At 65.3% G+C, this 12,883-nt stretch carries 13 protein-coding genes; 5 read left to right on the top strand and 8 right to left on the bottom strand.

Annotation, left to right across the window (positions count from 1 at the left end):
* Positions 1-58: 58 nt before the first annotated feature.
* Positions 59-475 carry a GNAT family N-acetyltransferase gene (locus JAO75_RS08640; protein WP_199048338.1) on the bottom strand — a complete coding sequence of 139 codons (417 nt, stop codon included), beginning with the start codon at positions 473-475 and terminating at the stop codon, positions 59-61.
* A gap of 206 nt (positions 476-681) precedes the next feature.
* Between JAO75_RS08640 and JAO75_RS08635 the strand changes: the two genes are divergently transcribed.
* The gene (locus JAO75_RS08635) at positions 682-1,095 is read left to right on the top strand and encodes a hypothetical protein (protein ID WP_199048337.1); all 414 of its coding nucleotides are present in this window, start codon (positions 682-684) and stop codon (positions 1,093-1,095) included.
* A gap of 89 nt (positions 1,096-1,184) precedes the next feature.
* Here the strand turns inward: JAO75_RS08635 and JAO75_RS08630 are convergent, their stop codons facing one another.
* Complete coding sequence (locus tag JAO75_RS08630; protein ID WP_199048336.1) at positions 1,185-1,406, bottom strand: hypothetical protein; 222 nt, start codon at positions 1,404-1,406, stop codon at positions 1,185-1,187.
* Between the two features lie 202 nt (positions 1,407-1,608).
* Between JAO75_RS08630 and JAO75_RS08625 the strand changes: the two genes are divergently transcribed.
* Both JAO75_RS08625 and JAO75_RS08620 read left to right on the top strand, forming a co-directional pair.
* A complete protein-coding gene (locus tag JAO75_RS08625; protein ID WP_199048335.1) occupies positions 1,609-2,859 on the top strand; it encodes a beta-barrel domain-containing protein in 1,251 nt (416 codons plus the stop codon).
* A complete protein-coding gene (locus tag JAO75_RS08620) occupies positions 2,856-5,018 on the top strand; it encodes an ABC transporter transmembrane domain-containing protein (protein ID WP_199048334.1) in 2,163 nt (720 codons plus the stop codon). Before JAO75_RS08625 ends, JAO75_RS08620 begins: the two co-directional genes overlap by 4 nt.
* Positions 5,019-5,138: 120 nt before the next feature.
* Here JAO75_RS08620 and JAO75_RS25165 read toward each other — a convergent pair whose 3' ends face one another.
* Positions 5,139-5,270, bottom strand: coding sequence for a hypothetical protein (locus JAO75_RS25165; protein WP_281433494.1), 132 nt, complete (start codon positions 5,268-5,270; stop codon positions 5,139-5,141).
* 181 nt (positions 5,271-5,451) lie between these two features.
* On the opposite strand from JAO75_RS25165, the gene rnd reads away from it, so the two are divergent.
* Positions 5,452-6,636, top strand: a complete 1,185-nt coding sequence (gene rnd / locus JAO75_RS08615) for a ribonuclease D (protein WP_199048333.1) — start codon at positions 5,452-5,454, stop codon at positions 6,634-6,636.
* Positions 6,637-6,744: 108 nt separating this feature from the next.
* Here the strand turns inward: rnd and JAO75_RS08610 are convergent, their stop codons facing one another.
* The 4 genes from JAO75_RS08610 to JAO75_RS08595 form a co-directional block, all read right to left on the bottom strand.
* Entirely contained in the window at positions 6,745-8,820 is a 2,076-nt protein-coding gene (locus JAO75_RS08610) for a calcium-binding protein (RefSeq protein WP_199048332.1), read from the bottom strand.
* Between the two features lie 453 nt (positions 8,821-9,273).
* Complete coding sequence (locus JAO75_RS08605; protein ID WP_199048331.1) at positions 9,274-9,855, bottom strand: DUF6692 family protein; 582 nt, start codon at positions 9,853-9,855, stop codon at positions 9,274-9,276.
* Positions 9,855-10,304: a DUF305 domain-containing protein gene (locus tag JAO75_RS08600; protein ID WP_199048449.1), complete on the bottom strand. Its 450-nt coding sequence runs from the start codon at positions 10,302-10,304 to the stop codon at positions 9,855-9,857. The genes JAO75_RS08605 and JAO75_RS08600 overlap by 1 nt, the downstream gene beginning before the upstream one ends.
* Before the next feature lie 23 nt (positions 10,305-10,327).
* Positions 10,328-11,038: a c-type cytochrome gene (locus JAO75_RS08595; RefSeq protein WP_199048330.1), complete on the bottom strand. Its 711-nt coding sequence runs from the start codon at positions 11,036-11,038 to the stop codon at positions 10,328-10,330.
* 298 nt (positions 11,039-11,336) lie between these two features.
* Between JAO75_RS08595 and JAO75_RS08590 the strand changes: the two genes are divergently transcribed.
* Positions 11,337-12,314, top strand: coding sequence for a hypothetical protein (locus tag JAO75_RS08590; protein WP_199048329.1), 978 nt, complete (start codon positions 11,337-11,339; stop codon positions 12,312-12,314).
* A gap of 28 nt (positions 12,315-12,342) precedes the next feature.
* On the opposite strand, the gene JAO75_RS08585 is transcribed toward JAO75_RS08590, so the two are convergent.
* Positions 12,343-12,882 carry an NUDIX domain-containing protein gene (locus tag JAO75_RS08585; RefSeq protein ID WP_199048327.1) on the bottom strand — a complete coding sequence of 180 codons (540 nt, stop codon included), beginning with the start codon at positions 12,880-12,882 and terminating at the stop codon, positions 12,343-12,345.
* Position 12,883 lies beyond the last annotated feature (1 nt).

Below are 12,883 nucleotides of genomic sequence, written 5' to 3'. Positions count from 1 at the left end.
CATAGGTTCGGAGCACGGCAAAGGTCGACTCAGGAAGAGCCCTTAGGGCTCCGGGCACTCAGCCCCAGCGCTTCGCCATCCAGATCCGGTCGTGGCCGGGCGGGCGGTCCTTCAGGCGGCCGATCTCCGCATAGCCCTGCTTTTCGTAGAACCCGGGCGCCTGAAAGGTCGAGGTGGTCAGCTGCGCGCCGATGGCCCCGTGCATGCGTGCGGTCTCCTCGGCCATGTCCAGCAGGCGGGAGCCATAGCCTTGCCCGCGCAGGGCCTTGTCGACCCAGAAATGATCGACCTGGAGCCAGCACAGGACGACGACCCCGCGAATGCCGCCGCGTACCCGGTTGGCGTCGTCCCGCAGGAGCAGGGTCAGAGGGACGCGCAGCAGAGGGCCGGTCTTCTCGACCACGTGCGCCCGCACGCCGGCGGTCATATCGTCGGCACCGGGCGGGTTGGCTTCTTCAAGGACTTCGATCTGCATGAGCTGGACTTGGCTTCTGGCACCAGGATGGCAGGCTCCAAGTAGCTTAACTCGGCCGCTTGGGGGACTTCAGGACACTGGGTTTCGGGGAGCGTTCCCAACTGTTCCGAAACGCCCGCTGCCCTTTATCATTGATAGGCCTTTTCTGCCCTTCAAAACCCCCTCAAACCCTTGCGGAACAAAGGGTGAAACACCATATTCTTCCTATGGTTACCACCCTTGCAACATCCCTGTTGAGGCCGGCCCGGAACGCTCCCGTCGAGGAGCGGATCGAGGGCAACTGGCACGTCTATCCGCTGGAGGCGGCGCTGGAGCTCGACTATGTGGACCAGGCCGGCAATGCGACCCGGCGCTGGGTGCTGGCGCGCGAGCTGAAGGTGGGGCCGGGCAAGATGCTTTTGGGCGGCATCGATATCCTGACCGAGGACGGCTATCGCGGCTTCCGGGTCGACCGGATCCAGCGCCTCGAGGATGCGGAGACCGGCTTCGTGGTCGAGCACAACATTCTCGACTGGCTCATAAAGCTCGCCGAGCGCCAGGCCCGCGCCCGGCGCAAGGCTGCCAAGCGCTTCCCCCTGCCCGGCACCGGCGGCACCCGGACGGAGGATCTGACCTCGTAAATGGAGACGGCGCCGATCGAGGCGCCGTCTGACGATCCGCAGAGTCTTAGCCGCAGGACTGCCCGAAAGACCTGGGCCGGTCCCGGTCTTCAGGGCCTCTTCGGCTCCTTCTTGGGCTGCCGCTGCTCGGCCGACAGCATGTCGTGGCCGTAGATGTACCACTCCCGCCAGCCTCCGCCGTGCAGGTTCGCGCAGAAGGTCGACCAGGCGTAGAGCTCAGCGTGGTTGATGCCCGGCGGCCGGTCGCAGCGGCTTTTTCCGCCCGCCACGACGCCGAGGCACTCCTCGGTCAAGACTTGGATATTCGACATGATGTTCTCCCTTGGCTGTTCCGGTGATCTGAGTTCTTGAGAACAGCAACTTGATACAATGTCACACATTGGGGAGAGACAAGAGCCCTGCGACAGAACCGCCGCACCGGCCGCTTTGGAATCACCGAACCGATGAACTCCCTTGTGCGATCCCGGTCTTTCTGCAACATCATAACGTTGCTTTGTTGCGTTAGGGGACGGGGTGGCGCATCAATCCTTATTCAGGCCGCAGGCCATCGCGGCAGCCTCGGGCGAGCATTCGTCCGTGTCGCTGCCGGTTGCGCCCTTCTCGTGGCGGCTCCTAGGGGCATTTCTGATCGCCTGCACGGCAACCGTCGTAGGCTTTCTCGGCACGGCGGAATATGCCCGCAAGGAGACCGCGAGCGGCGCTCTCGTGGCGGCGGGCGGCGCGGTGCGCATCGCGGCCATGCGCGGCGGCGTGGTCTCGGACCTCAAGGTCCGGGACGGCGACCGGGTCGAGGCGGGCCAGCCCCTCTTCACTGTCGCGTCGGCCCAGGGCCTCGAGGCCGGCGGCACCCTGGACGGGGCGATCCTCGCCTCCCTGGAAACCCAGGTGCGGGTGCTCCGCGACCAGATCGCCGCCGACCCGGCCCGCACGGCCAACGAGGTCCTGCGCCTCGACGCGGCCATCGCCGCCGTAGCGGCCGAGCGGGCTGCACTGGCCGCTCAGCGGCGGCTCATGGCCGAGCGCATCCGGGTGACGGAGGAGCGGCGGGACGCCGTCGCAGGCCTTGCCCAACAAGGCCACACCACCCGGGCCGCGCTGCAGGAGCAGGACGAGGCGCTGCTCGCCCGCCGCCAGGCGCTCGCCGAACTCGACCGGGAGCTGGCGGCGGCCGAGAAGGAGCTGGGCCAGACCGAGCTTCAGCGGGAGCAGCTGCCGGTGCAGCAGGCCGAGCGCGTGGCGCAGCTGCGCCTGAACCTTGCCGACAAGGAGCGCCAGCAGGCAGAGGCCCAGGCGCAGCGGGCGCAGGTGGTCACAGCCCCCATCGCCGGGCGTGTCACCGCCCTCCAGGTCATGCCCGGCCAGATCGTCGATCCGAACCGGCCGCTTCTCACCATACTGCCCGAAGGCGCGGGCCTGCTGGCGGAGCTTTTCGTGCCGAGCCGCGCCATCGGCTTCGTCGAGGCCGGGCAGCGGGTGCGCCTGATGGTGGACGCCTTCCCCTACCAGCGCTTCGGCACGCAGGGTGGAACCGTCGAGACCGTGTCCCAGGCGGTGCTCCTGCCCAACGAGGTGATCGGGAAGGTCCCGCTGACCGAACCCGCGTACCGGGTCACCGTGCGCCTCGACCGCCAGGACGTGGAGGCCTTCGGGCGTCAGGTCGCCCTCCAGCCCGACATGACCCTCAAGGCCGACATCGTGCTGGAGGGCCGCTCCCTCGTCGCCTGGCTGTTCGAGCCGCTCATCAGCGTCAGGGGGCGGATGTGACGCTCTCCGCCCGCCTCGACTTCTTCGGCGCGCCGCGCCTGCCGGCCATCATGCAGTCGGAGGCGGCGGAGTGCGGGCTGGCGTGCCTGGCCATGATCGCGAGCTATCACGGCCGCGAGGTGGATCTCGCCGCCCTGCGCCGGCTGTTCTCGATCTCGCTGAAGGGCGTGACCCTCAAGGACGTGCTGGCCATGGGCCAGCGCCTCGGCATGACCGGGCGGGGCCTGCGGCTGGAGCCCGAGCAACTGGGCGAGATCAAGCTGCCCTGCATCCTGCATTGGGACATGAGCCATTTCGTGGTGCTGAAGGAGGTCGGCGCCCGCAAGGTGACGATCCACGACCCGGCTCTCGGCGTTCGCACCCTTACCCTGGACGAGGTCAGCCGCCACTTCACGGGCGTTGCCCTGGAGCTGACCCCGACGCAGGGCTTCGAGCGCAGGAAGGAACGCTCGCGCCTGGCCCTCACGGCCCTGTGGGGGCGGATGCGGGGGATCAAGCGAGCCCTGGCCCAGGCGCTGGTGCTGTCGGCGGTTCTGCAGCTCGCGGTCCTCGCAGCGCCCTTCTACATGCAGCTCGCCGTCGACGAGGCGGTGATGAAGGGCGATGGGGGCCTGCTCACGGCGCTGGCGCTGGGCTTCGGCCTGCTCACCCTCATCCATATCGGGGCGGACTGGCTGCGCTCGCATGTGCTGCTGTTCTTGAGCGGCGCGCTCAATTTCCAGATGGGCGCCAACCTCTTCCACCATCTCGTGCGCCTGCCCCTGGGCTGGTTCGAGAAGCGGCATATCGGCGATCTCGTCTCGCGCTTCCGCTCGGCGGAGCCGATCCAGAAGCTGGTTTCCGAGGGGCTGGTGGCCGCTTTCGTCGACGGGGTGATGGCGACGCTGACCCTGGCCATGATCCTGATCTACAGCCCCACGCTGTCAGGCATCGTCTTCGCCGCGCTGGCGCTCTACGCCGCCTTACGCTTTGCCCTGTACCGCTCCCTGCGCCAGCGGCAGGAGGAGATGATCGAGGCCGACGCCAGGGAGCAGACCACCTTCATCGAGACGGCCCGCGCCATCCAGAGCATCAAGATCTTCGGACGCGAAGCCGACCGGGAGGCCCTGTGGCAGAACCGCTATGCGGCTTCGATCAGCCGCGGCATCCGCCAGGGCCGCTTCACCATCGGGTTCAAGACCGCCAACGACCTGATCTATGGCATCGAGAACGTGCTCGTGGTCTGGCTCGGCGCCAGGGCCATCATGGCCAACGACATGACCATCGGCATGCTCTATGCCTTCATGGCCTACAAGGAGCAGTTCCTCTCCAAGGCCACCACCCTGATCGAGACCGGCATCCAGGTCCGCATGCTCGACCTGCATCTCGACCGCCTCTCCGATATCGCGCTCTCCGAGCGCGAGGAGGACCGGCATGGCGACAGCCTCGTGGCGCGGCCGATCGCCGGGTTCGTCGAGCTGAAGGGCGTCGGTTTCCGCTATGCGGATACGGAGCCGGAGGTGCTGTCGGGCGTGGATCTCAAAGTGGAGGCCGGCGAGTTCGTGGCCATCACCGGGCCGTCCGGCGGCGGCAAGACCACGTTGCTCAAGGTCATGCTCGGCCTGTTCAAGCCCCTGGAGGGCGCAGTGCTGATCGATGGCACGCCGCTCGCGCATTTCGGCACCCAGGCGTTCCGCCAGCAGATCGGCGTGGTGATGCAGGACGACCAGTTGCTCTCGGGGAGCATCGCCGAGAACATCTGCTTCTTCGACGCCACGCTCGATCTCGACTGGATGCGCGACTGCGCCAGGATCGCCGGGATCGACGACGAGATCATGGCCATGCCCATGAACTACAACACGCTCATCGGCGACATGGGCACCACCCTGTCCGGCGGGCAGCGCCAGCGGGTGATGCTGGCACGCGCCCTCTACCGCAGGCCGCGCATGCTGTTCATGGACGAGGGCACGTCGAGCCTCGACCTCGACAAGGAGCGCGAGGTGAACCGGTCGCTCGCGGAGCTGAGGATCACCCGCATCGTCATCGCCCATCGGCCCGAGACGATCCGCGCGGCGGACCGGATCGTGGTGCTGCGCGAGGGCCGGGTCTCCCCGCCGATGGACGGGGAGGCACTGGCCTTCACCGAAGCGGCCCGCCATTCCCTCGGCAGCCGGGCCTGAACCTGCGTGAAACGAAAAAGGCGCGGCTCCCAGAAAGCCGCGCCTTGTTCCGGTTGCGAGGGAGATCCGGCGGAGCCTGCGCGGAATCCGCACCTGCTCCGCCGCTCCGCTCAATCCAGGTCAGATGCAGGATGTGGTCTGATAGACGATGATCCGGCGACCGCCCGCGACCCCGGCGAGTTCCTTCTCGCTGAGTTCGACAACGGCCTTCTGCCCCTTCTCGCTGGTTCTGGTCTGTGTCTTCTTCTTCATGAAGACCTCCCCACCTTTAGGGTGTTGTTGGACTTTGAACCTGACCTCGCGGTCAGTGATACAAAGTAACTATTATTTTCCTTTCCGTGTCAATTGATAAGGTTTTACCAAGCCTTAACCATGGGTCAGCTCTGTGGATGGCGGACTCGCGAGCGCCTTGCAGATGGGGTATGAACGCTCCATGGACCTGATCACCTCCACCGATGCCCTGGCCGCCGCCTGCGGCCGCCTCAGCCAGCACCCGTTCGTCACCGTCGACACGGAGTTCCTGCGCGAAACCACCTATTACCCCAAGCTCTGCCTGATCCAGATGGCCGGCCCCGACCCCGCGGATGCGGTTCTGGTCGATCCGCTCGCCGAGGGCATGAGCCTGGAGCCGTTCATGGCGCTCATGGCGAACAGAAACGTGGTGAAGGTCTTCCACTCCGCCCGGCAGGACCTGGAGATCGTCTGGAATCTCGGGGGCATCGTGCCCGAGCCCCTGTTCGACACCCAGGTGGCCGCCATGGTGTGCGGCTACGGGGACTCGGTATCCTACGAGCAGCTGACCAACGATCTCGCCAAGGCGAAGATCGACAAATCCTCCCGCTTCACCGACTGGTCGCGCCGCCCCTTGAGCGACGCCCAGCTCACCTATGCCCTGTCCGACGTCACCCATCTGGTGAAGGTCTACGAGGCCCTCGTGAGCCAGCTGCAGGCGAACGGCCGGCTCGATTGGCTCGGCGAGGAGATGGCGATCCTGACCTCGCCCGAGACCTACCAGGCCGATCCGGACAATGCCTGGCGCCGCCTCGCCGGCCGCCTGCGGAAGGCGAAGGAGGTCGCGATCCTCATGGAGATCGCCGCCTGGCGCGAGCGCGAGGCGCAGAGCCGCGACGTGCCGCGCGGGCGCATCCTGAAGGACGACGCGGTCATCGACATCGCCACCTCGGCGCCGCGCAGCGTGGAAGCGCTCGGGCGCCTGCGCACCATCCCCAACGGGTTCGAGCGCTCCCGCACCGGCGGCGAGATTCTGGAAGCCGTGGAGCGGGCGCTCGCCCGCGATCCCGCCACGATCCCGATGCCGGAACGCAGCCGCGGCCGCAACAGCACCGGCTCCGTGGTCGACCTGCTGAAGGTGCTGCTGAAAGCCGTGGCCGAGCAGGAGGGCGTCGCGCCGAAGATCATCGCCACCGTGGAAGAGCTGGAGGCCATCGCCGAGAGCGACGACGCCGACGTGCCCTCCCTCAACGGCTGGCGCCGGAAGCTCTTCGGCGAGAAGGCCCTCGCCCTCAAGAACGGGCAGCTCGGGATGGTGCTCGAGCGCGGCCGCGTGAAGCTGCGGGAGATTGCGCCGCTTCGAGGCGATGAGGCTCGCCCGGCGTGAGCGCCTCGCAGCCCTGACAGCACCGAACCTCCACCTGCCATGACGCAGTAAGGCGGCCGAAGCCGCCTTACCACCCGTCTCATTGCCGCCGAAGACGGCAGGCCTGCATCACATGACGAAGATGTCGAGATGCGAGAGGGCAAGCCCCTTCTTGACCTGGGCGAACTCAATCGCCTTGCCCCTGCCCGATCCATCGGCATCGTAAGACAGCACACCCGCCTTCTTGTTGTAGACGATGTAGTCGTTCTTATCGATCGCCTTGGTGCCGGTGGCGAAGAAGTCCTTCTTCAGCGTGCCGGTCTTCTTCAGCTTTGCAAAAATCTTGTTCTCCAGCCGGATCGTGTCGTCCTTCGTCGAGAAGTCCGTGATGGTGTCGAAGTTCACCTTCCGGTCGGTCGTGGAGGTTCCGAGCTTCGTGTCGAACAGGAAGCTGTCCTTGCCCTTGCTGCCCGACAGCAGGTCATTGCCGGAACCGCCATAGAGCTTATCATCGCCGGACCCGCCGTAAAGCTTGTCCTTGCCATCCAGGCCCTTGAGGGTGTCCTTGCCCACACTCCCCTTCATGGTGTTGGCTGCACTGGACCCGGTGAGGCTGTAGGACTTTCTGCTGGAGACGCCGGCGAACAGCAGTTCCTCCACCTCAGCGGCGGCATCGAGCCGATAGCTGGTGCCGGTCACGACAACTTTGTCGTAGCCCCCGCCGGCAGTCTCAACCACCTGATCGCCTCCGCTGACATAATAGATATCGTTGCCGCCGGAGCCCTGCAGCACCGCCACTCCGTTGCCGTAGAACGTGTCGGCGTGATGCGACCCCAAAAGGTGCTCGATGGACGAGTACACGTCGCCTGCGGCATCGCCGCCGGTGCCCCCAGCCATGCTGGCTACAACGCCGGCCGCGGCATGGGCGAAGCTCACCGTGTCGAACCCGTCGCCTCCGGCAATCACATCTGCCCCAGCGCCGCCTTCGATCTGGTCGTTCCCGAGCCCGGCCTCGAGGATATCCCCAAAGCCTGTGCCGACCCAGTCGTTGCTGAGCGCCAGCTTTTGTGCGGTGAGGGTTCTGGCCGAGAGCTCGATGGCCGCCTCACGCGGATCGATGATCTTCACCCGGATCGTCGGCTCGCCGTCATGCCACCAGCCGACCGCCACGCGGCCGTCCTCAAGGGTCGTGATGCTAGGCATGCGGTCGTTCGCGCTATCTGGCGCATTCACCGTGAAAATTCCACCGTCCTTCGCACCGGAAGCCGTGTAGACTTGGCTCTTCACTTCCGTGCTCAGCGAGCCGTAGCTTTGGTAATCAGCCCAGGTGATCATGAATCGCCCGTCATTGAACGCGGTCACCACCGGATCCACCTCTACGCCTCCATTGGTCGAGGGGCTGACCTCGAACATGTCGGCTCCCGTCCCGTCGGCTTTGAACACACGTGCCCAGACCGCGTACCGCTCAATGGAATCGATGGCCGGGTCGCGAACCTTCCAGGTGACGACGAAGCCGCCGTCCTTCAGCCTGGTGATCTGCGGGTCGATCTGAACGACGTTCTCGGAATCGGCGCGGGGCAATCCGATGTTGCCCAGATCGTTTACCTCATTGCCGTTGGCATCGATGATCCGTCCAAACAGGTTGATGGCGTTGGTGTTGGTTCCGTCAGTCCAGAGGACGATGGCCTTGCCGCCGTCGAGGCCCTGGATGATCGGCTTTACGTTCTCGTCATCCGCAGTCCTGACAATCGACGTCGGAGCCCCGGCGGAGCTACCATCGCTATTGTAGGCGGCAACCCATATGTCCGCCCAGGACGAGTCCGGATCGGGCAGATTGTAATCGCGCCAGGTCACGGCAAATCCGCCGCCACTGAGAGCCGTGATGCTAGGCTTATCTGAGGCATGAGTCGGCGTTGCGCCCTCATTGACCTTGAAGGAACTGCCGATCTTTACGCCGTCGATGCTGAAAATCTGTCCGAAGACGTCAGCGTAGTCGCCCGAATACGTGGCACCGTCATCGTATTGAGAGGCGCTCTGATCCGTCCAGACGGCTACGAACCGCCCATCCGCCAAGGCCAGAATATTGGGGAGCTGCTGCTCGCCTGCTGAGATTGTATTGAGGGTGAACTGCCCTCCCCGGATCGATCCGTCGGCATTGAGGATCTGCGCCCGGATTTCCTGCGTGGTGTTATCGACCCAGGCCATCACGAAACGGCCATCAGCCAAGGCCGTAATATGTGGCTGGTCGTGATCTCCCAGCCCACTGACGTAGATGTCTGTGCCCCAAAATACAGGAGTTCCCATTCTATTTATCCCCATTGGCGATTCGATTACTGCTCCCTATAGCGGAGCATTGAAGAAATGCCCTATTGTTCAGGCATCACTTCTTTGATCAGACATACTTTCCTTACGGCATGTTGCATGTGTGCTACGGCACCTTGGCCGTAACGCTGGCGCTGCGGAGGGCAAGTATCGAGACAACGAGGCGTTGCTGGTCAGGCCGAATGAGCCAATGAGAACCTATCAAGGGTGCACGGCTCGCGCTGGAAGCTCCTCGGCGAGAAGGCCCTCGCCCTCAAGAACGGGCAGCTCGGGATGGTGCTCGAGCGCGGCCGCGTGAAGCTGCGAGAGATTGCGCCCGCCTGATCGTCCCGGCGTCTATTGGGCCGCGGAGGTCGCCTGCGGTTCGGGCATGCAATCCAGATAGCCGCGATAGCCGACCTGGAGGTTCTGGCCGATCTCGAAGATCATGCTCGCCTCCCGGTGCCGCGCGCCTTCGCGATCCTCGCCCTCGCCCGGCGCATCCGGTGCGACCGAGATGCGGACCGGATCGGCCAGCAGGAGCAGGCTGCCGGACGCCTTGGCGCCTTCCGTGGCAGAAGCCGGCGTCAGGGCGACGAGGCTTCCGTTGAGCTTGACGACACCCCTTGTCGGAGCCCCGCCCGGCTGCACGCCGAATGCGAGAACCGGCCTGCCGGAGCTCGTATACCGGAAATCGCAATGGGAGCCTGTCCCGATCGCCTTCTCGATCTCGGCATCGTTCATCGTGTGGGGATCGAGGGTGGGGATATGAGCCCCGGCGAGCGCCTGTTCCGCAGGCAGGATTCGGGCAACGTCGTGCATCCGGATGGGATTCACCACATCGTCCGGCGCCGCGCTGTCGCCGCATCCCGCCAGCAGCCCAAGCGCCAGGGCCGGGAGAAGATGCCTTCGTACTGCGGGAAGGAAGAGCCCTGCCATCAGTCCCGCGCCTCCAGATCGGCCGCCAGGTACTTCATCTCGGCGATCTCGCGCTCCTGCGCCTCGATGATCTCGTCGGCGAGCTTGCGCACACGCGGATCGGAAATCTGGGCGCGCTCGCTCGTCATGATGGCGATGGAATGGTGCGGGATCATGGCCTTCATGTAGTCCACATCGTCCACCGTGGCCTGGCTGCGCACGAGCCAGAGGCTGAGGGCGAACACCGCGATGGAGCCGCCGAAGATCGCGAAATTGAGCGCCATCTTCTTGTACATGTCGATCATGAAGATGAGCATGATCACCGACATGGTCGCGCCCATGACGAGCGCCATCCAGGCGCGGGTCTCGCTCCAGAACACGTGCTCGGCCGCATAGGTGTTCAGGTACATCAGCCCGTACATCACCACCGTGGAGGTTGCGATCATCGCGGCAAAGCGCCAGTAGGACATGCCCATGGGAAGTCTGCTCCAATTCAGTGCGGATGCGTGCCGTGCGCAGCACCGCCGGCGTCTGCGGGCGCTGAGCCCTGCGTCCCGCCGGGTGCGCCGGCCGCCTGGGGCGTGCTGCTTTGAGATCCTCCGCCACCCGCGCCGGTGGCCTGCGTCGCACCGCCGTGATGACCGCCACCCTGCTGCCCGCCGCCGAGCCGTGCGTATTCCTCGGACGTCATGGCCGGCAGCTGCTTGACGAAGGCCGCGATGTTCCAGATCGCCTGATCGCCATGGGTCGGCCCGAAGGCCGGCATGCCCGACATCTTGACCCCGTGCTTGACCAGCCAGAACACCTCCTGCGGCTCCCACTCGGCAGCCGCCTCGGTCAGGTGGGGAGGCCGCGGCCGCATGCCGCCTGCCCATTCGGCCCTTTCAACGCCGGGTCCCGCATGGCAGTGCTGGCACATGGTCTTGTAGGGGCCCGCCCCGGCCGCAATCATCGCAGGCGTGAAGGCTGCAGGCGCGGCGACATCGTCCGCCCGGCTCTCGACCGAGTTGTGGAACGTGGTGTCGAAGGCCCAGCGGGTGAACGACGCATGCTCCTCCGTCGCCGCCACGTTGTAGGCGCCCGTATAGACGGCGATCAGGCCCGCGATGCCCAGCAAAGCCGCAAGGCCCAGGGCCCCGACCGCCACGCCGAGGCCCGAGACCCTGCCTCGGTCCCTTCTGCCGCCTTCCTGCCTGTCAGCCATCCATCCAGAATCCCTGCCGAATCCGAGTTACACCTGGGAAGTTACACCTGGGAAACAGACGGGGGCGGGCGGAGTTCCGGGCGCAGCCGTAGCCGCAGCAGCACCGGCTCCGTGCTCGACCTGCTGCGGGTGCCGCTCAAGGCGGTGGCCGAGCAGGAGGGCGTCGCGCCGAGGATCTCGATTCGCTTCCCCGCCGCGGCAACCACGCATCGCCAAGCGCGTGGAATTCCTCTAAGGCAACCCCTTCGTTGTGACTTCAAGCCGTGTTAACCTCGACCCGGGGTGTTGGCTTGAAACCATGAAACGTGTTCTTTTTGCTCTCGGGGCGACTTCGGTTCTCTTTGTCAGTGCTGCATTCGGTCAAAGTTTGAGCGATGCGCAGAAGCGCAGGCTCCACCTGCCTTATGTGCGCGCCGCGACCGATTGCTATGCCAGGGCAATCGAGGCAAACACCTCCGCTCTGGATCTGGCGGTCCAGGGCCGCTGGTACGACGCGCTCAGCGCCGTCGGAAAGACCTGCGATGCACCGGCCCTGGCCATGATCAACGTACATGACCAGCTCTATGGCCCGGGAACCGGGGCCAACTTCTTCAAAGGGCCTTACGCGGAAGATTTGCCGAGAGCCGTCGGCACGCGGCTCAGTGGCGCCATCGCACGACGCTCCAGTGAGGTCGAGCAGGCGAATGCCGTTCGCAAGCAGCGTTCCGAGGAGGCCGCAAAGGCAAGGGACCTGCTGCGGGACCGCATGTATGCCTGCACGACCAGCGAAATCGAAGATCTCGTCGCATCTTCGGAAAGCGCAGAGGTTCTTGCCACGGCCGCCATGACTATCTGCAACAAGGAGGTCCAGGCTGCGCTGGATGCGGCTATGGAAGTGGTGCGCCTCGACGGCGTCGCTCCCGACGGCATTCGAAGCAGCCTCAACGACGTCATCAAAAAGAACGTGGTTACGAGCGCGGTTCAGGCGAGAGCGAGCGCCAGGAAGGCACAACCGCCCGCACAGGCCCTCCCGGCTGCTCTGCCCAAGACCTCCAGCCAGGCCTCCAACATTCAAACCCCGGAAAACTGCTTGAAGGATGCGAGCTCCCTGCGCGAAGGTCAGCTCGTCGATCAGGAGAAGCTCATCTCGACGATGCTCGATATCTGCAGGCCCGAGATCGAGAATGCGGCACGCGTGAAGTTTCTCGCCGACCCCACTCAATCACTTGCCGATTTGAGGACGCAGGCGCTCGAAAGCGCCGTCAGGTATGCGAAGGTTCTCGTCGAAGCGCGGTAGTCTCAGGCCGCTCTTGCGGGAAGAACACTCAGAGCAAGCCCTTGAGCCGCAGCATTCCCAACGCCGCCACCGTCGCGGAATCCTTGATGACACCGTCCGTGACCATCGCCAGCACCTCGTCCACCGGGAACGCCCGGCTCACCATGTCCTGCTCGGTTGCCTCGCGCTGGGCTTCACCGGCCCGGAGCCCCTGCGCCAGATAGATGTGGTAGCCTTGAGTCGAGTAGCCGTAGCACTCGAAGAGATGCCCCACGCGGGTCATGGTGGCGGCCGTCAGCCCCGTCTCCTCGCGCAGCTCGGCGCGGGCGAGTTCCAGGGGATCGGTGCCGGGCGCGTCTTCCCATGAGCCCTGCGGCAGCTCCCAGTAGCGGCCCTGCACTGGGTAGCGATACTGCTCCACCAGATGGATCAGGCCGTGGTCGAGGGGCACGATGACGGCTAAATCCGCCTTCTCGACGACGCCGTAGATGCCGGGCGAGCCGTCCTGCCGCTCGATGGCATCCTCCCGGACGCGCATCCAGCGGTTCTCGTAGACGATGCGCGAGGCCTTGGTCCTGATCCCGGTCATC

Origin of the sequence: Microvirga splendida (assembly GCF_016427565.1) — a bacterium.
Taxonomy (GTDB): domain Bacteria; phylum Pseudomonadota; class Alphaproteobacteria; order Rhizobiales; family Beijerinckiaceae; genus Microvirga; species Microvirga splendida.
Note: the sequence above shows the minus strand (reverse complement) of the source record. Positions and strands in the feature narration are given on the sequence as shown.

Coding starts and splice junctions, on each gene's coding strand:
- JAO75_RS08590 (WP_199048329.1), top strand. CDS start 11,337: ATGAAACGTGTTCTTTTTGCTCTCGGGGCGACTTCGGTTCTCTTTGTC.
- JAO75_RS08635 (WP_199048337.1), top strand. CDS start 682: ATGGTTACCACCCTTGCAACATCCCTGTTGAGGCCGGCCCGGAACGCT.
- JAO75_RS08630 (WP_199048336.1), bottom strand. CDS start 1,406: ATGTCGAATATCCAAGTCTTGACCGAGGAGTGCCTCGGCGTCGTGGCG.
- JAO75_RS08600 (WP_199048449.1), bottom strand. CDS start 10,304: ATGTCCTACTGGCGCTTTGCCGCGATGATCGCAACCTCCACGGTGGTG.
- JAO75_RS08595 (WP_199048330.1), bottom strand. CDS start 11,038: ATGGCTGACAGGCAGGAAGGCGGCAGAAGGGACCGAGGCAGGGTCTCG.
- JAO75_RS08640 (WP_199048338.1), bottom strand. CDS start 475: ATGCAGATCGAAGTCCTTGAAGAAGCCAACCCGCCCGGTGCCGACGAT.
- JAO75_RS08610 (WP_199048332.1), bottom strand. CDS start 8,820: ATGGCCTGGGTCGATAACACCACGCAGGAAATCCGGGCGCAGATCCTC.
- JAO75_RS08605 (WP_199048331.1), bottom strand. CDS start 9,855: ATGGCAGGGCTCTTCCTTCCCGCAGTACGAAGGCATCTTCTCCCGGCC.
- JAO75_RS25165 (WP_281433494.1), bottom strand. CDS start 5,270: ATGAAGAAGAAGACACAGACCAGAACCAGCGAGAAGGGGCAGAAGGCC.
- JAO75_RS08585 (WP_199048327.1), bottom strand. CDS start 12,882: ATGACCGGGATCAGGACCAAGGCCTCGCGCATCGTCTACGAGAACCGC.
- rnd (WP_199048333.1), top strand. CDS start 5,452: ATGGACCTGATCACCTCCACCGATGCCCTGGCCGCCGCCTGCGGCCGC.